Here is a 21655-nt window from a genome sequence, read left to right as displayed (position 1 = left end):
TTTGTATCAGTGCTGGCCTGTGAGCAGGAACTCCAGCAGCGCCTTCTGGGCATGCAGACGGTTTTCCGCTTCATCCCAAACCACCGAGCGCGGGTCGTCCATCATCTCGTGGCTGACTTCCTCGCCGCGGTGGGCAGGCAGGCAGTGCATGAAGAGGGCGTCCGGGTCGGCCCGATCCATCAACTCGGGGGTCACCTGGTAGCCTTCAAAGGCATTGAGGCGGGCTTGCTGCTCGTCTTCCTGCCCCATGGAGGCCCACACGTCGGTAACGACCAGATGCGCCCCTTTCACGGCTTCGTTCACGTCGGCTTCCAGACGCACCCGCTCGGGATAACGGTTGAGCAGTTCGCTGTCCGGTTCAAAGCTGTTGGGACTGCTGATCACCAGCTCGAAGTCGAACTGGTTGGCGGCATTGATATAGCTGGCACACATGTTATTGCCGTCGCCCACCCAGACCACCTTTTTGCCCTGGATGCTGCCACGATGCTCCACAAAGGTCTGCATGTCGGCCAGCAATTGGCAGGGGTGGAAATCGTCGGTGAGCGCATTGATCACCGGCACCGCCGAATGCTGGGCGAAGGTTTCCACGGTGGCGTGGTCGAAGGTGCGGATCATCACCGCATCCACCATGCGTGACAGCACGCGGGCGGAATCTTCAATGGGCTCGCCGCGCCCCAGCTGGGTGTCCCGGGGCGACAGGAAGATGCTGGCCCCGCCGAAGTGGGTCATCGCCACTTCAAAGGATACCCGGGTACGGGTGGAAGATTTCTCGAAGATCATGCCCAGGGTCTTGCCCAGCAGGGGCGTATGGCTCTGGCCATTACGCAGCATGGTTTTCAGTTCAATGGCGCGCTGGATCAGGTAGCCCAGCTCGTCCCGGCTCAGATCGGTGAGCGTCAGGAAGTGGCGGGTCATGCGACCTCCTGTTCGTTGGCGAAGTCATGAATGACCTGGGAGAGAGTCTCCACCAGGTGCTGCATCTCGGTCTGGTTGATCACCAGTGGCGGAAGCAGGCGTACCACGGAGCCTGCGGTGACGTTGATCAGCAGGCCGGCTTCCCGGGCCCGGTTGACCAGCTCGGCGCAGGGGCGATCCAGCTGGATACCCAGCATCAGGCCGCGTTGACGGATTTCCTTGATCATGGGCAGATCGGCAAAGGCGTCAGTAAAGGCGTGCTTCAGCCAGGCCCCTTTCTCCGCGACCCCTGCCACCACGTCATCGGTGAGGGTGTTGACCACGGTCAGCGCGGTGGCGCAGCCCAGCGGATTGCCGCCGTAGGTACTGCCGTGGTTGCCGGGGCCGAACACCCCGTCGGCCTTGCCGGCCACCAGGCAGGCGCCGATGGGGAAGCCGTTGCCCAGGCCCTTGGCGGTGGTCAGCACGTCAGGCGTCACCTTGTCGCCCACGCAGGCGAAGTAATCGCCGGTCCGGCCATTGCCGGACTGGATTTCGTCCAGCATCAGCAGCCAGTCATGCTGGTCACAGAGGGCACGCAGGCCGGGCAGATAGTCACTGGCGGGGACATTGATACCGCCTTCGCCCTGTACCGGTTCCACCAGGACAGCGACCACATTGGCGTTGTCGCCCAGGGCGCGGACCGCGTCCAGATCGTTAAACGGCACCCGCACAAACCCCTCCAGCAGCGGGGCAAAGCCTTCCTGTACTTTGGCATTGGCGGTGGCGGACAGGGTAGCCATGGTGCGGCCATGGAAGCTGCCCTCCATGACCACCACAGTGGGGCGGCTGACGCCCTTGCGTTGACCAAAGAGCCGGGCAATCTTGATGGCCGCTTCATTCGCTTCGGCGCCGGAGTTGGAAAAGAACACGCTCTGCATGCCGCTCACTTCGCACAGGCGCTGGGCCAGGGCTTCCTGGGACGGAATACGGTACAGGTTGGAGGTGTGCATAAGCTGCCCGGCCTGATCGGCCAGGGTGCGGGTTACCGCCGGATGGCAGTGGCCCAGGTTGCAGACCCCGATACCGGAGATGGCATCCATGTACTTGTGGCCGGCCTCATCGTAGAGCCATACCCCTTCACCGCGCACAAACGCCAGCGGTTGCCGTGCATAGGTGGGAATCAGATATTGCGACATAACAGGCAATTGATAATCGATAATGGAGAATTGATAACGGGCACCGGACCGTTGATCACAGCACCGTCTGTACGCGTCCCAAATAAAAAACGGCAGCCGAAGGCTGCCGGAACCGTCGATAATAGCGCACAATTCAGTGAATAGTTAACAGTGAATAGTTAACAGCGGTAGGCTGTTGTCCTGTTTTTAGTTATTAACTATTCACTATTAACTGTTAATTGCCTCTATGAATCCTGTCCAGCTCAGTATTTTCGCCAACCGCCTGTCAGGGATCTGTGACGAGATGGGGGCGGTGCTGCGGCTCAGCGCCCTCTCGCCGAACATCAAGGATCGCCTGGATTTCTCCTGCGCCGTTTTCGACAAACAGGGCAGGTTGTGTGCCCAGGCAGCCCATATTCCGGTGCATCTGGGGTCCATGGCCTATGCCATGGCGGATCTGGTCAGTGGCCGGGATTGGCAGCCCGGCGACCTGCTGGTGGTCAATGACCCCTATCTGGGCGGCACCCACTTGCCGGATGTGACGGTGGTGGCCCCGGTCTTCCAGGCATCCTCCTTGATCGGCTTTGCCGTGACCCGGGCTCACCACGCCAATATCGGCGCCCACAGTCCCGGATCCATGCCGGTGTCGACCCATCTGGAGGAGGAGGGCATCGTCATTGCTCCCAGCTGGCTGAAACGGGCGGGACAGTGGCAGGTGCCTTTGTGTCGACACCTGGCCGGGCTGGATGAGAGCGGGGGGCTGCCGGTGGAAAACCGGCGGTTTGCCGATTTTGTCGCCCAGGCCAGCGCCTGTGAGGCGGGGGCTCGGCGTCTGGCAGAACTGGCGGAACAGCAGCCCGACCTGGTTGCTGCCTTCGATGCCCTCAACGCCTATGGGGAAAAACGGGCCCGTGCCCGAATCGCAGCGTTACCGGACGGCTGTTACCGGTTCCGGGATTACATGGATGACGATGGTCAGGGTCAGCAGGACATCGTCATTGCCGTCACCCTGACCATTGCCGGGGAACAGGCCAGCCTGGATTTCTCCGGCACCGCTGACCAGGTGGCAGGCAACATCAATTGTCCGCTGTCAGTGGCCGCCGCCGCCGCTTATTACTGCTTTCGCTGCCTGATGGACAATGATGTGCCCGCGTGCGATGGCCTGTTTCGGCCCATCAGTTTGTCCGCGCCGCAAGGTTCGCTGCTGAATGCCAATCGTCCGGCGGCGGTGGCGGCTGGCAATGTGGAAACCAGCTCCCGGGTGGTGGATGTGGTGCTGGGGGCGCTGGCCCAGGCTGCCCCCCAGGCGATTCCCGCTGCCAGCCAGGGGACCATGAACAATGTGGCCATGGGCGCCGCCGGAGAGGATGGCTGGGATTACTACGAAACCATGGCCGGGGGCACTGGCGCCCATGCCGGTGGTCCGGGGTTGTCGGCGGTGCACAGCCATATGACCAATACCCTGAATACCCCCATCGAGAGTCTGGAGTCCCACTATCCGCTCAGGGTGCACCGCTATCAGCTGCGCCGGGGCAGTGGCGGTGAAGGGCAGTTTGCAGGCGGTGATGGTCTGGTGCGTGAGCTGGAATTCCTGGGCGATGCCCATGTGACCCTGCTGACCGAGCGCCGCCGTCACGGACCTTGGGGACTGGCAGGGGGACAGGATGGGGCGGTGGGGGAAAACCGTCATAACGGGGAGTTATTGCCGCCGAAAACCAGCTTTTCCGCTCGCGCCGGTGATCGTTTGGTAGTGGCTTCACCCGGTGGGGGAGGGTATTGCGATACGGAATGTAAATGAGAATGATAGTGAATTGATATCGATTCGTTTTCGCTGTATCTTCTCTGCGCTTACGATTTTTACATTTTTGTCATTTGCGTCGGGAAGGAACAAACATGCATTTACAGCGTCGCTTGCTTTGCTGTGCCATCGCGTCTGCCGTGGCCGCCGGGGCTGCTCCGGCTTTTGCCGATCAGGCCAATGAGCTGAAACCGGTACAGATCCTCGGGGATCGTCAGAACACCTTTAGCGTTAGTGGCTCTGCCCACGTGCTCTCCAACGAAGACCTGGAAGAAAAAGAAAACACCGATGTGCATCGCATGCTGCGGGATGTGCCCGGCGTTTACTTCCAGGAAGAGGAAGGTTACGGCCTGCGTCCGAACATCGGTATCCGTGGTTCCGGTCGTGATCGTTCCAGCAAGGTTTCCCTGATGGAAGACGGGGTGCTGATCGCCCCTGCTCCTTATGCTGCCCCGGCTGCCTATTACTTCCCCAGCGCCGGTCGCTTCTACGGTATTGAGGTACTGAAAGGCCCGGACACCCTTCGCTATGGGCCCTTCACCGTGGGCGGTGCCATTAACTTCCTGTCCACCCCGATTCCTGCCCGTGCCTCCGGCATGGTCAATGTGGAAGGCGGTGAAGACGGTGCCCAGCGGGCCCATGCCTACTATGGTGCCACTGAAGGCCAGTTCGGCTTCATGCTGGAAGCCCATCAGCAGCGCACCATGGGTTTCAAGGATATTGACCGTTCCAACCGCGACAGCGGCTTCGACAAGCGGGACTATGTCGCCAAGCTGCGCTGGCAGGCCCCGGAAACGGCAGATATTCAGCAGGCGTTTGAGCTGAAACTGGAGCATTCCAGTGAAGTGTCCGACGAAACCTATCTGGGTCTGACCGACCGTGATTTTGAGCGTGATGCCAACCGTCGTTACGGCATGAGCGACATCGATCAGATGGACAACGACCGGGATGCGGTTTCCCTGCGTCATACTCTGGTATTTGACGAGAATACCCAGTTGAACTCCGTGGTGTACCGCAACGAGTTCAACCGTAACTGGTACAAGCTGGCCAGCGTCGAAGGGCAAGGCATTGGTGGCTTTGTGGCCGACGCCAACGCCAATGGAGGTGCGAAGCAAGCGATCTTGCGCGGTGCCGATGCGGATGATCTGGTATTCAAGAACAATAATCGTGAATACGTCTCCGAAGGCGTGCAGACTGAATTGAACCACCGTTTCCAGACCGGTTCCGTTGACAACGACCTGATTGTCGGTGCCCGTTACCATCAGGATGAGGTGGATCGCTATCAGCCCACCGACACCTTTGACCAGCGCAATGGCAGCCTGGTGTACCAGACGTCCACTCTGCCCACCGGCGGTGATAACCGTCTGGAAAACGCCGATGCCATGTCCGCCTGGATCATCGATCATGCCTACATCGGTGATTTTATTGTCACCGGCTCCCTGCGTTATGAGAACGTGGAAAGCAAGAGCAAGCGCTGGGGTGATCCGGCTCGCAACACCGTCAGTGCCCGTACTGAAAACCGTAACGAAGAACTGATGGCCGGCCTGGGCGCCACTTGGCTGCTTAACGACAACTGGTCTGTTCTGGCCGGTGTGCATCAGGGCTTTGCTCCGGCGGGTGCTTCTTCCAAGAAAGGCACCGATGCTGAAAAGAGCGTTAACTACGAAACCGGTTTCCGCTATTGGAACGAGAACTTCAGTGCGGATGTGATCGCCTTCTACAGCGATTATGAAAACACCATCCAGAACTGCTCCATCGCTAATCCATGCCCGAATGGCAACGATTCCGGCACGCAAAGCTTTGGTGAGTCCGAGGTTCGTGGTCTGGAAGTAGGTCTGAATAGCGTGGTCTGGGAAGGTGACAGCGGTCTGCAAGCTCCGGTTCGTCTGACCTATACCTATACCGACGGCGAAATCACCAAGGATGCGGATGATCTGTCTGTGCTGGATGGCGATGTACTGCCTTACCTGCCGGAGCATCTGGCCAGCCTGACCTTCGGCTTGGAAAAGCCGGCGGCCTGGTCTGCGCTGATGTCTGTCAGCCACACTGAGGGTATGTGCATCGACAATAGCTGCGACCGTCCTGGCGAAGTGACCACCTTCAAACGCACCAGCGATTACGTGATTGCGGATGTGGTGGCTACTTACCACGTGAACAGCGATATGGAAGTGTATGCCAAGGTGAATAACGTGTTTGACGATCAGGAAATCGTCTCCCGTGACCCCGCCGGCGCCCGTCCCAACAAGCCGCGTACCGGCTACCTGGGCATGAAAGTGCGCTTCTGAGCAATGTGCCTGTAGCAAGGAAAAGGGGGCTTCGGCCCCCTTTTCTGTTGGTGGCGCCCCTTGAAGGGGGAATGCCACGGCCCCATCTGGGAGGGGCAGGGCCAACAGTGGTAGAATGGTGGCCAACCACAGCTAATACACCCCAAACCGCCAGGTAGTCAGTATGGATGTTATCCAGGTCATCAAAGACCAGATCGAAAAGAACCCGGTGATCCTCTACATGAAGGGCACCCCGCAGTTCCCCCAGTGCGGTTTTTCCGCCCAGGTGGTGGAAGCCATGACCGCTGTCGGCAAGCCGTTTGCCTATGTGAACATCCTGGAGGCGCCGGAAATCCGCCAGAGCCTGAAGGAATATGCCAACTGGCCGACCTACCCGCAGCTTTGGGTGGGCGGTGAGCTGGTCGGCGGCTGCGACATCATCATGGACATGTACCGTTCCGGTCAGCTCAAGGAGCTGGTGGACGGCGCCGCCGTGGATGCCGACGACAACGCCTGATACTGTCGTCGCGTCTGACAAAAACCCGGCCTCGCGCCGGGTTTTTTTGTGTCCGGCGTTGGGGCGGGCCTGACACTTTCGCTCAGCCAGTGGGATGATCCCGGTGTTGGCTCCGCTGCCGTAGCGCCTACAATCGAAGCGGATTATTCGCCGTCGCGAGGAAACCCGGTGAAACAACGCAAACCCACAGGTGGATGGCGTCGCTGGCATCGCTGGCTGGGCCTGCTGGTGGCCATGCCGGTGCTGGTGCTGTCGGTCACCGGGATTCTGCTCAATCATGTGGAGTCACTGGATTGGGCCAGTGAGCCGCTGCCGCCCACCCTGGCACGTAGCTACGGTGTGCCGATACCGGAGCAAATCAATGGTAGCCCGGTGGACGGGCACTGGTACGCTCAGGCCGGAGAGCGACTCTTTGTGGATGGCCGTGCCGTGGCGGCCTGTTCGTCGCCGTTTCAGGGGGCGGTGGCGGTGCAGGGGCTTATTGTGGCCGGCTGTGGCGGTGAGTTGCTGTTGTTGCAGGGAGAGCAACTGGTGGAGCGGCTACGGCCTGCCCAGGGCGTGCCAGCCTTTACCCGTCTGGGAGTGGCGGCAGGGGCACTGATCCTGGAGACAGATAATCGCTTACTGCAGTTTGATCCGGACAGGCTGGGCAGCGCGGGGGCGCCCTCGGGGGACTGGCAGCCTGCTCCGTTGGCTTCGGTACCATCGACAATACTGTCCGATTTGCAGGCGGCCAGTGTGCCGGCGGCATTGAACTGGCAGCGATTGTTGCAGGATCTCCATGCCGGGCGTCTTTTCGGGCGGGTCGGGCAGTGGCTGATGGATCTGGCGGCCCTGGTGTTGGTGGTGCTGGCGCTGACGGGAGCGCTTGTCTGGGCCCGTAGCCGGCGATAATTTGAACGGCTGAGGCCGAATTCACGGACATTGGCCGGCCTGCCTATTGAAAGCATGGCCATAATCCCCATGATAGTGCCATGCAGCGCGACGGTAGCCGTTGTACTATCGCTGCTCGGATTCAATGTTGGTTCCGGCACCCTGACGTGCCGGAGAGTCAATCTAGTCATAATGGAGAGAAGCAATGGGCGTTCTGGTAGGTAAACCTGCACCTGATTTTACGGTTCCCGCAGTACTGGGCGATGGCAGCATCGTTGACGAATTCACCCTGTCCGAAGCCATCAAGGGCAAGTATGGTCTGGTGTTCTTCTACCCGCTGGACTTCACCTTTGTCTGCCCCTCCGAGCTGATCGCTCTGGATCACCGCATGGACGCGTTCAAAGAGCGCAACGTGGAAGTAATCGGTGTGTCCATCGACAGCCACTTCACCCACAACGCCTGGCGTAACACCCCGGTGAACGAAGGCGGTATCGGTCCGGTGAAATACACCCTGGCCGCTGACATGAACCACGGCATTGCCCAGTCCTACGACGTGGAATCCGAAGGTGGCATGGCATTCCGTGGCGTGTTCCTGATCGACCAGAACGGCGTGGTACGCAGCCAGATCGTTAACGATCTGCCGCTGGGTCGTAACATGGACGAGCTGATTCGTCTGGTTGACGCCCTGCAGTTCCACGAAGAGCACGGCGAAGTGTGCCCGGCGGGCTGGCAGAAAGGCGATTCCGGCATGAACGCCTCCCCGGACGGCGTGGCCGAGTACCTGTCTGGTAATGCAGACAAGCTGTAATAAAAAAAGCAGCACAAAAAAGGGCGGCCCAATGGCCGCCCTTTTTTTGGCTGCAAACTTCTGCGGTATTCAAATGTAGGGTGCACTGAGCCTAAGGCGAACTGCACCATCAAATGCCGGATCGGTGCAGTTCGCCCTAGGCTCAGTGCACCCTACGCAATCAGAGGCGGTGTTCCGGGATTCAGAGGTGAGGTCCAGTCTTGTCTCGATGTCCTCAGTGCCCTCTGTTAAAAACCGCAGTTCAGTCCAGCTGTTTGGCCAGCGTCGGCGGCATATCCTTCGGCGGCGGGGGCGGCCAGCCGCCCAGGTCCTTGAAGCGATTGACCATGGAGCAGAACAGCTCCGCGGTTCGGGTGGCATCGTAGAGCGCCGAGTGGGCCTCGCGCTGACTGAAGCGGATGCCGGCGGCTTCGCAGGCCTTGGCCAGTACGGTCTGGCCATATACCAGTCCGGCCAGGGCGGCGGTATCGAAGCTGGAGAACGGGTGGAAGGGGTTGCGTTTGATATCGGCGCGTTCGGATGCCGAGTTCAGAAAGCCCTGATCAAAAAAGCTGTTATGCCCCACCAGCACCGCGCGGGTGCAGCCATGCTGTTTGATTGCCTTGCGCACCGGTTCGAACACGCCTTTCAGGGCCGTTTCCTCGGGCACGGCACCCCGCAACGGGTTGTCCGGGTCGATGCCGGTGAAATCCAGTGCCGCCTGTTCGATATTGGCCCCCGGGAAAGGGTCCACATGAAACTGGATGCGAGTGGAGGGGCGCAGATAGCCCTGGGCATCCATATCAATCAGGACGGCGGCAATTTCCAGCAGCGCGTCGGTCTGGGCATTGAAGCCCCCGGTTTCCACATCAATCACTACCGGCAAAAAGCCCCGAAACCGCAGCGCCAGGCTGGGGTGCTGATCATTCATGATCACTCCATCAGACACACGAATCCCGTCTTGCCGTCAGTGACGGCTGCGAGAGGAGGCTATGCTACCGGAAAGCCTGCAGGGGCAACAGGCGAGAAAGTGGATCGGAGATGACGCCAGCCGGGCAGGGCGGGTACAATACGCGGCCTCGATTCACCGGGGGGCGCCTGATAGCGGGGCCTCTCACATGCGGAGTCTTTCAATGTCCAAGATCAACAAGGTGGTACTGGCCTATTCCGGTGGCCTGGATACCTCGGTTATCGTCAAATGGCTGCAGGATACCTATGACTGCGAGGTGGTGACCTTTACCGCCGATATCGGTCAGGGCGAAGAAGTGGAGCCGGCCCGCGCCAAGGCAAAAGCCATGGGCGTGAAGGAAATCTACATTGAAGACCTGCGCGAAGAATTCGTGCGCGACTACGTATTCCCCATGTTCCGCGCCAACACCATTTACGAGGGTGAGTACCTGCTGGGTACCTCCATCGCTCGCCCGCTGATTGCCAAGCGACTGGTGGAAATTGCCGAAGAAACCGGTGCGGATGCCATCTCCCATGGCGCCACCGGCAAGGGCAACGATCAGGTGCGTTTCGAGCTGGGCGCCTATGCCCTGGCCCCGGGCATCCAGGTGATTGCGCCCTGGCGGGAGTGGGATCTGAACTCCCGCGAGAAGCTGATGGCGTACTGTGAAGAGCGCAATATCCCGGTGGATTTTTCCAGCAAGAAAAAGAAATCCCCATACTCCATGGACGCCAACCTGCTGCACATCTCCTATGAAGGCGGCAACCTGGAAGATCCCTGGTGGGAAGCGGAAGAAGACATGTGGCGCTGGAGCGTGAGCCCGGAAGCGGCGCCGGACCAGCCTACCTACATCACTCTAACCTACGAGAAGGGTGACATCGTTGCCATCGACGGCGAGCGTCTGAGCCCTGCCGAGGTGCTCGCCAAGCTCAACAAACTGGGCGGTGACAACGGCATCGGTCGTCTCGACATCGTCGAGAACCGCTATGTGGGCATGAAGTCCCGTGGCTGTTACGAAACCCCGGGCGGCACCATCATGATGCCGGCTCACCGTGCCATTGAGTCCCTGACTCTGGATCGCGAGTCCGCGCACCTGAAGGACTCCGTGATGCCCAAGTATGCGGAGCTGCTCTACAACGGTTACTGGTGGAGCCCGGAGCGTCTGGCCCTGCAGAAGCTCATCGACGCCACCCAGGAACACGTGAATGGCGAAGTGCGCATGAAACTGTACAAGGGCAATGCCACCGTGGTGGGGCGTCGTTCAGACAATGACAGCCTGTTCGACGCGTCTATTGCCACGTTCGAAGACGATGCCGGCGCGTACGACCAGAAGGACGCGGAAGGCTTCATCAAGCTGAATGCCCTGCGCTTGCGTATTGCCGCCAAGAACGGCCGCAAGTTGCGTTAAGGCTTCCGGGCGTTTCCCGTCCCGGAGCTGACCCCAGGAAAACCGCCACAGCCGGCAGGCTGCGGCGGTTTTTTTGTGCCTGTTGCAGGGGATTGGCGGTTACATAACGACAAGGAAAAGGCATTTAATTTGCACGGTAGTCTCAATTAGCCTGAGAGCAGCAACATTCTTACAACAACAGGCTGATCGAGGAGCTTGCCATGACTATCGGGCAATACCGTTTTTCCGTTAAGGATCTGGGGATTCTGACCCTGCTGACCGCGTCGTTACTGGTCGGCTGTGGCGGCGGGGGCAGTGATTCTGCAACACCTGCCTCTACCGGTGTCGATGAGGCCCAGCGCGAAGCGCCACAGCAGGAGGGAACGCCTGATGAGGTGGCTGAGGAGGTACCGGAAGAGACTGACGACGGCCCACGTTCGGTGATCTTCGTGGGCAATAACTGGGAAGGGGTGATTGATGTGATCGATGCCTCCAGCTACCAGCGCCTGGGTCGTATCAGCGGGATTCCGGACCAGAAGGAACGGGAAAAAGCGATTGCCCTGAACCCCCTCGATCTGCTGTTTTTTCAGGGTATTCGGGTATTGATCGGTGAGGGCAACCACCAGTATGTGGACGACATGTACAGCTCCCCGGATGGGCGCCTGCTGATCGTTTCCCGGCCCAGCTACGCGGATGTGGTGGCCATCGACGTGGTCAGTGGCGAGATCGCCTGGCGCTTTGAGGTGGACGGTTACCGGTCTGACCATATGGCCCTGTCACCGGATGGCACCCAGGTGGCGGTATCCGCCTCCACCGGCAACGTGGTGCACATTCTGGATGTGGAAACCGGTGAGGAGCTCGGCCGTTTCCCGTCGGGAGATTCCCCCCACGAGAATATCTATTCCGAGGACGGTGAGCGGATTTATCATGCCAGTATCGGCACCGTCTACACGCCCCTGGACAATCAACTGATCGGTGACCTGACTGACGGCCTGCTGGGACAGAACCTGCTGGATGCCACCAAGGGCGAGCGGGTGTTCCAGGTGGTGGATGCCAATAGTCTGGAAATCATCAAGCAGCTGGATCTGGAAAAAGACCTGGCAGAGGCCGGTTATGGCAATCTCAGCACGGCGGTGCGGCCCATGGCACATACTGCCGATGAGCGCTATTTCTACTTCCAGCTGTCCTTCCTGCACGGGTTTATCGAGTACGACATGCAGGAAGAAAAAGTGCTGCGTCTGGCCGAGTTGCCGGATTTGACCAATGGACTGCCACGGGAACTGTACGTGAATGATTCCGCCCACCATGGCATCGCCATGAGCGCAGATGATTCGACGTTGTGTGTGGCGGGGACCATGAGTGATTACGTGGCCCTGGTAAATCGCGAGGATTTCTCCCACCAACTGAAAACCGGCATTGGCGAGAAACCCTACTGGGTGACCACCAGCGCCGATGGCAATCACTGCTATGTGTCCTGGAGCGGGACCGACCAGATGTCCGTGTTCAATTACCAGACCGGCCAGGAAGTGGCTCGCGTGGACGTGGGGGATCATCCGCAACGCATCCGCGAGGGGAGTGTGCCGGAGGCATGGGTCGAGGCGCAGGGCAGCCTGTTCCTGCCCTGAATCGCGATGCATAGCGCGTTGCCCGTCGGGGCGGCGCTGGCGGCGCGATCGCCGCAATGCCCGCCAGTCTACAACGAAGCGGCTGTAGGCGTTCCTCTCGAGGGACGATCCACGCATCAGCGTGGAAATAGCCCCAAGCGCCGATCCAAGATTCGGTTCGGCGCAGATTCGTCCCTCGAGAGGAACTCCTGCAGTGGCTTTGTCGATATCACGGTTCGCGCTGCCAGTAACGTTGTTGCGGCGGGATAACGTCCAGACTGTCTGCCATGAGCGGCGATTACCTGGATGTTTTACAGTGTTCCCCTCCGTAAACCCACTTTTTCATTGTCAATCCTCCCCTCTGCCACCACTATTCGCCCTGTAGATAGCTGGGGCTCCGTGCCCGCTGAATTTTGCTGATATCAGGAGCGAAGCAAGCAATGCGAATCCTGCATACCATGCTGCGCGTGGGCAATCTGGATCGGTCCGTGGCCTTCTATACCGAGGTGCTGGGCATGAAGGAGTTGCGCCGCAAGGAATACCCGGAAGGCCGCTTCACCAATGTCTTTGTGGGCTATCAGCCGGAATCCCGGGGCGCGGTGCTGGAGTTGACCTTTAACTGGGATCAGCACGAGTACGATCTGGGTGATGGCTATGGCCATGTGGCCCTGGCGGTGGACGACGTGTACGCTGCTTGTGAACGTATTCGCCAACGGGGTGGGCGCATTACCCGCGAACCCGGCCCCATGAAACATGGCAGTACCATTCTGGCCTTTGTGGAAGACCCGGATGGTTACAAGATCGAACTGCTGGAAAGGGACTGATGGGCTCTCCAATGGCAACCAAGGTCACCGTCGGCTGGCGGGAATGGGCAAGCTTGCCCGAACTGGACATCGAAGCCATCAAGGTCAAGGTGGACACCGGGGCGCGGACGTCGGCGCTGCATGCTTTTCAGGTGGAAAGCTTTATGCGCGATGGACAGGAATGGGTTCGTTTTTCTATCCATCCGATTCAGGGGCAGGACCAGGTCAGCCATTGTGAAGCGCCGGTACTGGACCGTCGGGTGGTGACTGACTCCGGTGGTCACAAGGAAGAGCGCCCGGTGATCTGCACCGATATTGAACTGGGTGGCCGCCGCTGGCCCATCGAGATCACCCTGACCGACCGTGAAAACATGATATTCCGTATGCTGCTGGGACGCACCGCCATGGGCGAGATCATTGTCGATCCCACGGCATCTTTTTTATTAGGTGGAAACAAAGAGCAACCATGAAAATTGCCATTCTTTCGAGAAACAAGCGACTGTACTCCTCGCGCCGACTGGTGGAAGCGGGCGAGGCTGCCGGTCATGAAATGCATGTGATCGATACCCTGCGTTGCTATATGAGCATGGTGGCACACAAGCCGGAGATTCATTTCAAGGGCGAAGTCCTGGAAGGCTTCGATGCGGTGATCCCGCGGATCGGTGCCTCCATCACCCAGTACGGTACGGCAGTATTGCGCCAGTTCGAAATGATGGGCGTCTTCCCGGTCAATGAATCCGTGGCCATTTCCCGGTCCCGGGACAAGCTGCGTTCCCTGCAGCTGCTGTCGCGCAAGGGCGTGGGCCTGCCGATCACCGGTTTTGCCCACTCTCCGGATGACATTCCCGATCTGATCAACATGGTTCGCGGTGCGCCACTGGTGATCAAGATGCTGGAAGGCACCCAGGGTATTGGTGTGGTGCTGGCGGAAACCCGCAAGGCGGCGGAATCGGTGATCGAGGCCTTCATGGGGCTGAATGTGTCGGTGATGGTCCAGGAATACATCAAGGAAGCCGGCGGCGCCGATATCCGCTGTTTCGTGGTGGGCGGCAAGGTGATTGCGGCCATGAAACGCCAGGCCGCGCCCGGCGAGTTCCGTTCCAACCTGCACCGTGGCGGCAGCGCCAGCCTGATCCGCATTACCCCGGAAGAGCGCGCCACCGCCGTGCGGGCCGCTCGTATCATGGGCCTGAATGTGGCCGGGGTGGATATCCTGCGTTCCAACCACGGCCCCGTGGTCATGGAAGTGAACTCCTCGCCGGGCCTGGAAGGCATCGAAACCGCCACCGGCAAAGATGTGGCGGGGATGATCATGAAGTTCATCGAAAAGGATGCGCGCCCCTACCGGACCCAGACCAAGGGGTCAGGCTGAACCGACGCCTCGCAGGAGCCGTGCTTGAGGGTTGCAGCTCGCAGTCTCGGGTCGGCGTCCCGGGGGGAGCCGTTAGTCTGGTTGGGTCTGCAAGGTAGAGAAAAACAGAATGAAAAACAGCAAAGAACCGAAAAACACCCCTTTTGAACTGGATGGCGTGACGGTAGCGCCCGGTACCCGGGCCAAAGTGGAATTGCCGCTGGCGCAGCTTTATACCCAGACGCCCTTGAATGTTCCCATCCATGTGATCAATGGACGCAGACCCGGCCCGGTGCTGATGGTCAGCGCGGCCATTCACGGGGATGAGCTCAATGGCGTGGAAATCATCCGTCGCCTGCTGCGTCACTCTGCCCTGAAAAGCCTTAATGGCACCTTGCTGGCAGTGCCGGTCGTGAACGTGTTTGGTTTCATTCACAAGACCCGCTATCTGCCGGACCGGCGTGATCTGAACCGCTGTTTCCCCGGCTCGGAAACCGGCAGCCTGGGCGCGCGAATGGCCTGGCAATTCAAGAGTCAGGTGCTGGACCGTGCCACCCATGCGGTGGACCTGCACACCGGCGCGATTCACCGGGCCAACCTGCCGCAGATCCGCGCCGACCTGTCCAACGAGGATACCGCTGCCATGGCCAATGCCTTTGGCGTGCCGGTGGTGATCAATTCGGTGCTGGGCGAGGGCACGTTGCGGGAAGTGGCCGAGGCCCAGGGCATCCCGGTGATCACCTATGAAGCCGGTGAGGCATTGCGCTTCGAAGAATCCTGTATCCGGGCCGGTGTGAAAGGGGTGCTCAATATCATGCAGCACCTGGGCATGACCGGTAGTCGCCGCACCAAGGCGCCCACCGAACCCTATATTGCCCGCTCATCCAGCTGGGTTCGTGCAGAGCGGGACGGGGTCTTCCTGTCACTGGTGGCACTGGGGGCGTGGATCAAGAAGGGGGATCTGATCGGTCGTATTTCCAGCCCCTTTGGCGGGGAGGATGTGAATATCTTCGCGCCGGCTGCCGGCATCCTGGTGGGCCGTAATAACCTGCCGCTGGTGAATGAAGGGGAAGCGCTCTATCACATTGCCCGCTTCGAGGAAGTCAGCGAAGTGGCGCAGTCACTGGAAGTGTTTACCTCCGATATCGAAAAGGGCCCGACCCTGGCAGGTGAGCCGCCGATCGTCTGAGCGTCTCAACGGAAAACGTGACCACACAAAAAACGGGCCCTGGTGGCCCGTTTTGCTGTGGCTCGGCTTACGCCTTCTTGAGCTTTTTCTTCAGTTTCTTCAGCACAGATTCCTGCTTGTTGATCTTGGCCTTGCTCTGCTTGATGGCTTTTTTCAGCTTTTTCTTCTTGGACATGATGTCTCTCCATTTTCGCAAGTGATGGCCGAGCCCTCGGCTACTCGCCGGATGTCGACTCCTGGGCCTTGATAAAGTCACGAATAAACCGGCGGACTTCACGCGCGGCGCTGGTATCCAGCTCTTCGCAGAGCTCGATAAAGCGCAGACGTTCTTCGTCATTGATGCGAACGATGAGCTGACTGTTCTTCTTGGCCTTGCCTTTTTTTGCCATACAGAGACACACCACAGGAAAACAGGCTGCATCGTCGCTGGAATATTAGCGACTTGCAAACAGACTATTGGCTATCTTATAGATAGTCAATGTATATACATTTTTTTCAGGATAAGGGGATCTTAAAGGGGGAGGGAGCTTTTGGGGACGCCGTGACGGGGCGGGCGGGGCACGCAAGTCATTGTTGAGTATGGCTCTTTACTGATCGGGCTGGCGCGTTGCCGCTTTTTTACGTCCGCCCCCCTTGCCGGGCCGACCTGCTGCCGATCCTTTGCTATACTGCGCCGCGATATGGATACCCCGTTGATTGAGCATTTGGAGTGAATAGATGGTCGCTTTGGTCAAGCCGCATGGTGCGGACGCATTGAAACCCCTTTACGTTGCTGATGAAGATGCCCGCGTTGCCTTGCAGCAGGAAGCGGAATCTCTGCCTTCAGTGGTGATCAGCTCGGCCGCTGCCGCCAATGCGGTGATGATGGGTGCCGGTTACTTCACCCCGCTGACGGGCTACATGAACAAGGCTGACATGCTGTCAGTGGCGGAAAACATGACCACTGCCGATGGTCTGTTCTGGCCGGTGCCGATCGTCAACATGTTGAAGGATGTCAGCGCCATTGAAGGTGCCAAGCGCATAGCCCTGCGCGACCCCAATGTGGAGGGCGAGCCGGTGATTGCGGTGATGGATGTGGCGGCGATCGAGGAAGCCTCCGACGCCGAACTGGAAGCCGTTGCCGAGCAGGTCTTTGCCACCAATGACAAGGAGCACCCGGGTGTGGCCAATTTCCTGGCCGCCGGCAACTTTATCGTGTCCGGTGACATCCAGGTCCTCAATTACTCCTATTTCGCCGACGATTTCCCCGATACCTTCCGTACCGCGGTTTCCATTCGCAATGAGTTCGTTGAGCGTGGCTGGAGCAATGTGGTCGCGTTCCAGACCCGTAACCCCATGCACCGCGCCCATGAAGAACTGTGTCGCATGGCCCAGGAGGCGCTGAACGCCGACGGTATCCTGATTCATATGCTGCTGGGCAAATTGAAGAAGGGTGATATTCCGGCTGACGTGCGTGATGCCTCAATCCGCAAGATGGTGGAAGTGTACTTCCCGCCCAACACCGTGATGATCACCGGGTACGGGTTTGACATGCTGTACGCGGGCCCCCGTGAGGCGGTGTTGCATGCGGTATTCCGCCAGAACTGTGGCTGCAGCCATTTGATCGTTGGCCGTGACCATGCAGGGGTGGGTGATTATTACGGCGCTTTCGATGCGCAAACCATCTTCCAGGAAAAGGTGCCGGCCGGTGCCCTGGAAATCAAGATCTTCGAGGCGGATCATACCGCCTATTCCAAGAAGCTTGATCGTGTGGTCATGATGCGTGATGTACCGGACCACACCAAGGACGACTTTGTGCTGCTGTCAGGTACCAAGGTGCGTGAGATGCTGGGCCAGGGCATTGCCCCGCCGCCGGAGTTCTCTCGTCCGGAAGTGGCCCAGATCCTGATGGACTACTACCAGGCGCTGGACGCCGACAAGTAACAGGCTGAGTGCTCCGCACTCAATGCCCTTCGGGAAAAGCCTCTTTCGAGAGGCTTTTTTCGTTTCCGTCAAGGCGCTCGCCAGTGCGAAATGCCCCCGGCGCTGTCGTAACCCAGGACGGATAGCGCCGAGCAGCGGCGGAAAATTACCGATGTGGCTCCGGTTTTGCGGGCCAGGATCAGGTAAAATTCCGCCTAATTCATTTTCCGGGTGCCGCGGTTCACTGGCGAACCCCGTTAGCAAGAGTGAAAAGGGACAGGTTATGGCCGTTATTGTGGTCTGTTTGCTGGTCTATGTGGGCTGCATTGTGTTTATCCGTATGCGTAACCGGGAGCCGTTTGGTCTCAAGCGCCAGCTTTCCGATTTTTCCACCTTCATGGTGCCGTTCAATATTCCGGCATATCTATTGTCGAAGGTGCCCACCACGCCCCGCATGGACAAATCCTGGTTTCCGGAGCTGCAGCTGATCGAGGATAACTGGGAAACCATCCGTGACGAGGCGTTGGCCCTGTATCACGGCGGCAACATCACCGCCAAGGAAGACCTGCCGGCCAGCAGTTTCTACAAGGACAATCGCTGGACCAGCTTTTACCTGAAGGTTTATGACAACAAGCTGCCTTCCGCCTATGAGCTGGCACCGAAAACCATGGCCCTGCTGGACCAGCTGCCGTCCATGAACATTGCCCTGTTTGCCGTGTTGATGCCGGGCAAGAAGCTTAATCGTCACCACGATCCGTTCGCCTACACCCTGCGCTATTCCATGGGGCTGAGCACCCCCAACGATGAGGGCTGCGGCCTGACGGTGAACGAGGACGACTATATCTGGCGCGATGGCGACAGCATCATCTTCGATGAAACCTATATCCATTCCGCCTGGAACCGCACCGAGACCCCGCGAATCATTCTGATGACGGATGTGGACCGGCCCATGAAGTGGAAGTGGGTACAGAAGGTGTACTGGTACTTCGGCTGGTTCTTCAATCGCCTGTTCTTTATCGACAACCTGGATAGCAGCCATACCGGGGTGGGTAACAAGCTGGGCAAAGGGGTGCTGGCCTACAAGGGCTTCCTGAAGTCTGTAAAGCGGAAAAACAAGACGTTCTATGTGACCGCCAAGTGGGCCGTGGTGCTGGCGGTACTGGGGAGTATCGGCTACCAACTGGTGTAGCCTGGCGTAGAGGTTGGCAAGAAAAACTGCCGAGCGGTCGTGGTTTTGCGTCCGACTGGCTTGGGACGTATTACTGCCTCGTGCCACCATGCCGGTGAACATATCGGCAGGGAATAACAATAATGATAAGGAACATCATTGCCGGGGCCGTTATGGCCTTGGCGTTTGTCGGGGTCACCAGCGCAGAGGTGACGGTGGCGCCGGCGGGGGCGTTTTCCGCCAGCGGTAAACTGGCCATGAAGAAAGGTGCCATCCCGGTCAGTTGCCATACCACGTTTAACGGCCATGTCAGTGAGCAGGGGGCGATCCGGGTGACCGAGGTCATCTTCGGTGGCATCAACCCGTTGTGCAAAAGCATCAAGGCGCTGGCGCTGCCCTGGCAGGGCCAGGTAGAGCACCCGGGGCGCCTCACCGTGGATGACATGCAGGTCAAGGTCAGGGTGCCGTTACTGGGGGGGATCTGTGGGCCCGGGCCGGTGACCCTGGTGTGGGGCAACACGGACGGTTCGGCCACGTTTGATGCGGTGACCCTGGGCCCGGACTGCGCCATGGACGGAACCATGATCACCTCTCCCCAGGTAGATATCCGCCGTGCCAAACCCTCTGCCTCTTCCTCACAGGCGGTCCGTCAACCTGCTGTTACCCACAGCGGTGGCTCCTGAATCACGCCTGGGGGACTTGGCATGGCCTGAAAGCCTGCGCCTGCAAGGCGTGATTCAGACGCGCCAGGTTGATACTCCTGCGTATAAGCTTTGTTATTCCGGCCCGATTGGCGTTTCCCCTCGGGCCATGGCCCCGCTATCATGAGTTTTTTGAGTGACAGCAACTGTTTGCAAGGCAAGGACATAACAATGCAGAACGTGGTGGCGATTCCCGCTAACCCGGCGCTGGTCAACAGCACCGAAGACTTCCTTCATGCCGTCGAGCACGATCGTAAAGACAGTGCCGAGAAATTCATTCACATGGTGGACCATCTCACCGACCGGATTCTCAGCCTGTTTCTGGTGGAGCCGGCCAATATGACCGAGCTGTCAGGGGGCCAGAAAAAGGTGATCGATTTTGCCGTGTCCACCGCCGGCAAGGCGTCCAGCATGCTCACCCGCCAGATTTTCAAGAAGGTGTCCAACGCGGAATTCGCCCCGGTGGTGAAGAACGTGAAGGCCATGTACTGGCAGGCTGGCGACGACAACGATAATCACGCCAGTATCGCTTTCCCGGTGGAAGACAGCTTCGCCGCTGATTTCCGCAAGGCCACCGAGCTGTGTGCGGCAGGCAAGGGCACCGAAGACGTGGCTCTGGTCACCCGGGTGATGAGCGCCATGTCGGACAAGATCATCGATGAAGTCTTTGTCGCCAACACCAAGGAAGTGAAAATCGGTTTTGTGACCCAGAAGGCCTTGAACGTGGGTATCGACGGTAGCCGCAAGGCGGTGCATGCGGTCAACAACAAGGTGCTCAAGGACCTGAGCGATGACGAGCTGAAAGGTTATATGGCTCACTACCAGGGGTTGCTGCGGCAGCGGTAAGCGATGTTAGAGTCAGAAAAAAGGCGCCTCTCAGGCGCCTTTTTTCGTTCAGGACTGGGCTTGCGGCCGGCGGTTGCCTGCCGGGCGACGCCGTCGCTGGCTGTTGCCACCGGGGCGGCTGTTGTTGGCAGGCCGTGCCTGGCGGTTCTGGCCATTGCCGCCTCCGCCATTGCCTTTGCGAGCCTGGCCGTTACCGCCGCCATTGTCCGGACGGGAGTGGGCCGGTTTCGCTTTCTTCGGGCGTTTGCGCTTGGGTGGCTGTAGCGCCCCCGCTGCCGGTAGCGGTTCGCCGGGCTCAAAGCCGGCCACGATTTTGCGCTCCAGCTGTTGCTGGGTCAGCCGTTCGATATCTTTCAGCTGTTGGGCCTCATCGGCGCTGACCAGGGAGATGGCCTGGCCGGTGGCGCCGGCACGGCCGGTGCGCCCGATGCGATGCACGTAGTCTTCCGGCACATTGGGCAGGTCCACGTTGACCACCTGGGGCAGCTGCTCGATATCCAGACCCCGGGCCGCAATGTCGGTGGCCACCAGGGCGCGGATCTTGCCGTTCTTGAAGTCTGCCAGGGCACGGGTACGGGCATTCTGGCTCTTGTTACCGTGGATGGCCGCGGCTTCGATGCCGTTGCTTTCCAGTTGTTTGGCCAGCTTGTTGGCGCCGTGCTTGGTACGACTGAAGACCAGTACCTGGTACCAGTTGTTGTCCTGGATCAGGTGGGTAAGCAGGGCGGCCTTGCGCTGTTTGTCCACCGGGGCAATCCACTGGGTAACCAGCTCGGTGGTGGTGTTGCGCGGGCTCACATCGATTTCCACCGGGCTGTTCACCAGGCCCTTGGCCAGGGCGCGGATTTCCGGTGAGAAGGTGGCCGAAAACATCAGGTTCTGCCGTTTGGGGGGCAGCTTGGATAGAATCTTGCGGATGTCATGGATAAAGCCCATGTCGAGCATGCGATCCGCTTCGTCCAGCACCAGGATTTCCAGGCGGTCGAATTTCACCGCGTTCTGCTGATACAGATCCAGCAGACGACCGGGTGTCGCCACCAGGATATCCGCGCCGCCGCGCAGCCGCTGCATCTGTGGATTCACCTTCACACCGCCGAAGACCACGGTGGAGGTGAGGGGCAGATGCTTGCCGTAGGTGGCCACACTGTCGGCGACCTGGGCGGCCAGCTCCCGGGTTGGGGTCAGTACCAGGGCGCGTACCTGGTTATGGCTGGCGGGCTGGCCGGCGCGCAGGCGCTCCAGCAGGGGCAGGGTAAAACCAGCCGTCTTGCCGGTGCCGGTCTGGGCAGCAGCCATCACATCACGGCCGCTGAGTACGGCAGGGATGGCCTGGGCCTGGATCGGTGACGGGGTGTGATAACCCTGATCGGCAACAGCGGCCAACAGGTCATCCCCCAGTCCAAGGGAAGTAAAAGGCATGTAATTGGGTCTGACATAAGAAGGG

20 protein-coding genes are annotated in these 21655 nt (G+C 59.5%); 15 read left to right on the top strand and 5 right to left on the bottom strand.

Annotated features, from left to right (window positions below; translation table 11 throughout):
* Positions 1–6: 6 nt before the first annotated feature.
* Both argF and C4S63_RS02305 read right to left on the bottom strand, forming a co-directional pair.
* Positions 7–915 carry an ornithine carbamoyltransferase gene (argF, locus tag C4S63_RS02310; protein ID WP_062816891.1) on the bottom strand — a complete coding sequence of 303 codons (909 nt, stop codon included), beginning with the start codon at positions 913–915 and terminating at the stop codon, positions 7–9.
* Positions 912–2093, bottom strand: coding sequence for an aspartate aminotransferase family protein (locus C4S63_RS02305; protein ID WP_062816892.1), 1182 nt, complete (start codon positions 2091–2093; stop codon positions 912–914). Before C4S63_RS02305 ends, argF begins: the two co-directional genes overlap by 4 nt.
* Positions 2094–2319: 226 nt before the next feature.
* Here C4S63_RS02305 and C4S63_RS02300 point away from each other — a divergent pair, with 226 nt between their 5' ends.
* The 5 genes from C4S63_RS02300 to C4S63_RS02280 all read left to right on the top strand — a co-directional run bounded on the left by C4S63_RS02300 (position 2320) and on the right by C4S63_RS02280 (position 8332).
* Positions 2320–3870: a hydantoinase B/oxoprolinase family protein gene (locus C4S63_RS02300; protein ID WP_103916575.1), complete on the top strand. Its 1551-nt coding sequence runs from the start codon at positions 2320–2322 to the stop codon at positions 3868–3870.
* Positions 3871–3965: 95 nt separating this feature from the next.
* Positions 3966–6155 (top strand): TonB-dependent receptor domain-containing protein, encoded by a 2190-nt coding sequence (locus C4S63_RS02295; protein WP_103916574.1) that lies wholly within the window; start codon positions 3966–3968, stop codon positions 6153–6155.
* A 163-nt stretch (positions 6156–6318) separates the two neighbouring features.
* Positions 6319–6651: a Grx4 family monothiol glutaredoxin gene (gene grxD, locus C4S63_RS02290; RefSeq protein WP_062816895.1), complete on the top strand. Its 333-nt coding sequence runs from the start codon at positions 6319–6321 to the stop codon at positions 6649–6651.
* Between the two features lie 168 nt (positions 6652–6819).
* Positions 6820–7545 carry a PepSY-associated TM helix domain-containing protein gene (locus tag C4S63_RS02285; protein ID WP_103916573.1) on the top strand — a complete coding sequence of 242 codons (726 nt, stop codon included), beginning with the start codon at positions 6820–6822 and terminating at the stop codon, positions 7543–7545.
* A gap of 184 nt (positions 7546–7729) precedes the next feature.
* Complete coding sequence (locus tag C4S63_RS02280; protein ID WP_062816897.1) at positions 7730–8332, top strand: peroxiredoxin; 603 nt, start codon at positions 7730–7732, stop codon at positions 8330–8332.
* Between the two features lie 241 nt (positions 8333–8573).
* Here the strand turns inward: C4S63_RS02280 and rnt are convergent, their stop codons facing one another.
* A complete protein-coding gene (gene rnt / locus C4S63_RS02275; protein ID WP_062816898.1) occupies positions 8574–9242 on the bottom strand; it encodes a ribonuclease T in 669 nt (222 codons plus the stop codon).
* Positions 9243–9444: 202 nt separating this feature from the next.
* On the opposite strand from rnt, the gene C4S63_RS02270 reads away from it, so the two are divergent.
* The 6 genes from C4S63_RS02270 to C4S63_RS02245 all read left to right on the top strand — a co-directional run bounded on the left by C4S63_RS02270 (position 9445) and on the right by C4S63_RS02245 (position 15594).
* Positions 9445–10668 (top strand): argininosuccinate synthase, encoded by a 1224-nt coding sequence (locus C4S63_RS02270; RefSeq protein WP_062816899.1) that lies wholly within the window; start codon positions 9445–9447, stop codon positions 10666–10668.
* A 200-nt stretch (positions 10669–10868) separates the two neighbouring features.
* Positions 10869–12272: a YncE family protein gene (locus tag C4S63_RS02265; protein ID WP_103916572.1), complete on the top strand. Its 1404-nt coding sequence runs from the start codon at positions 10869–10871 to the stop codon at positions 12270–12272.
* A 419-nt stretch (positions 12273–12691) separates the two neighbouring features.
* Complete coding sequence (gloA, locus tag C4S63_RS02260) at positions 12692–13075, top strand: lactoylglutathione lyase (protein WP_062816901.1); 384 nt, start codon at positions 12692–12694, stop codon at positions 13073–13075.
* A complete protein-coding gene (locus C4S63_RS02255) occupies positions 13075–13524 on the top strand; it encodes an ATP-dependent zinc protease (RefSeq protein WP_231883050.1) in 450 nt (149 codons plus the stop codon). Before gloA ends, C4S63_RS02255 begins: the two co-directional genes overlap by 1 nt.
* Positions 13521–14426: a 30S ribosomal protein S6--L-glutamate ligase gene (rimK, locus tag C4S63_RS02250; RefSeq protein WP_103916571.1), complete on the top strand. Its 906-nt coding sequence runs from the start codon at positions 13521–13523 to the stop codon at positions 14424–14426. The genes C4S63_RS02255 and rimK overlap by 4 nt, the downstream gene beginning before the upstream one ends.
* A gap of 109 nt (positions 14427–14535) precedes the next feature.
* The gene (locus C4S63_RS02245; RefSeq protein WP_062816903.1) at positions 14536–15594 is read left to right on the top strand and encodes a succinylglutamate desuccinylase/aspartoacylase family protein; all 1059 of its coding nucleotides are present in this window, start codon (positions 14536–14538) and stop codon (positions 15592–15594) included.
* Positions 15595–15809: 215 nt separating this feature from the next.
* On the opposite strand, the gene C4S63_RS17420 is transcribed toward C4S63_RS02245, so the two are convergent.
* The gene (locus C4S63_RS17420) at positions 15810–15983 is read right to left on the bottom strand and encodes a hypothetical protein (protein WP_197461915.1); all 174 of its coding nucleotides are present in this window, start codon (positions 15981–15983) and stop codon (positions 15810–15812) included.
* 328 nt (positions 15984–16311) lie between these two features.
* Here C4S63_RS17420 and sat point away from each other — a divergent pair, with 328 nt between their 5' ends.
* From sat to C4S63_RS02225, 4 genes are all read left to right on the top strand, one after another.
* Complete coding sequence (gene sat, locus C4S63_RS02240; RefSeq protein WP_082810852.1) at positions 16312–17517, top strand: sulfate adenylyltransferase; 1206 nt, start codon at positions 16312–16314, stop codon at positions 17515–17517.
* Between the two features lie 262 nt (positions 17518–17779).
* Positions 17780–18685 (top strand): aspartyl/asparaginyl beta-hydroxylase domain-containing protein, encoded by a 906-nt coding sequence (locus C4S63_RS02235; RefSeq protein WP_062816904.1) that lies wholly within the window; start codon positions 17780–17782, stop codon positions 18683–18685.
* A 122-nt stretch (positions 18686–18807) separates the two neighbouring features.
* The gene (locus tag C4S63_RS02230; RefSeq protein ID WP_062816905.1) at positions 18808–19347 is read left to right on the top strand and encodes a hypothetical protein; all 540 of its coding nucleotides are present in this window, start codon (positions 18808–18810) and stop codon (positions 19345–19347) included.
* Between the two features lie 189 nt (positions 19348–19536).
* Positions 19537–20211: a hypothetical protein gene (locus tag C4S63_RS02225; RefSeq protein WP_062816906.1), complete on the top strand. Its 675-nt coding sequence runs from the start codon at positions 19537–19539 to the stop codon at positions 20209–20211.
* 48 nt (positions 20212–20259) lie between these two features.
* Here the strand turns inward: C4S63_RS02225 and C4S63_RS02220 are convergent, their stop codons facing one another.
* Positions 20260–21630 carry a DEAD/DEAH box helicase gene (locus C4S63_RS02220; RefSeq protein WP_062816907.1) on the bottom strand — a complete coding sequence of 457 codons (1371 nt, stop codon included), beginning with the start codon at positions 21628–21630 and terminating at the stop codon, positions 20260–20262.
* Between the last annotated feature and the right edge of the window lie 25 nt (positions 21631–21655).

The sequence above is a fragment of the Alcanivorax sp. DSM 26293 genome (genome assembly GCF_900107995.1).
In the GTDB taxonomy this organism is placed as follows: Bacteria; Pseudomonadota; Gammaproteobacteria; order Pseudomonadales; family Alcanivoracaceae; genus Alcanivorax.
Note: the sequence above shows the minus strand (reverse complement) of the source record. Positions and strands in the feature narration are given on the sequence as shown.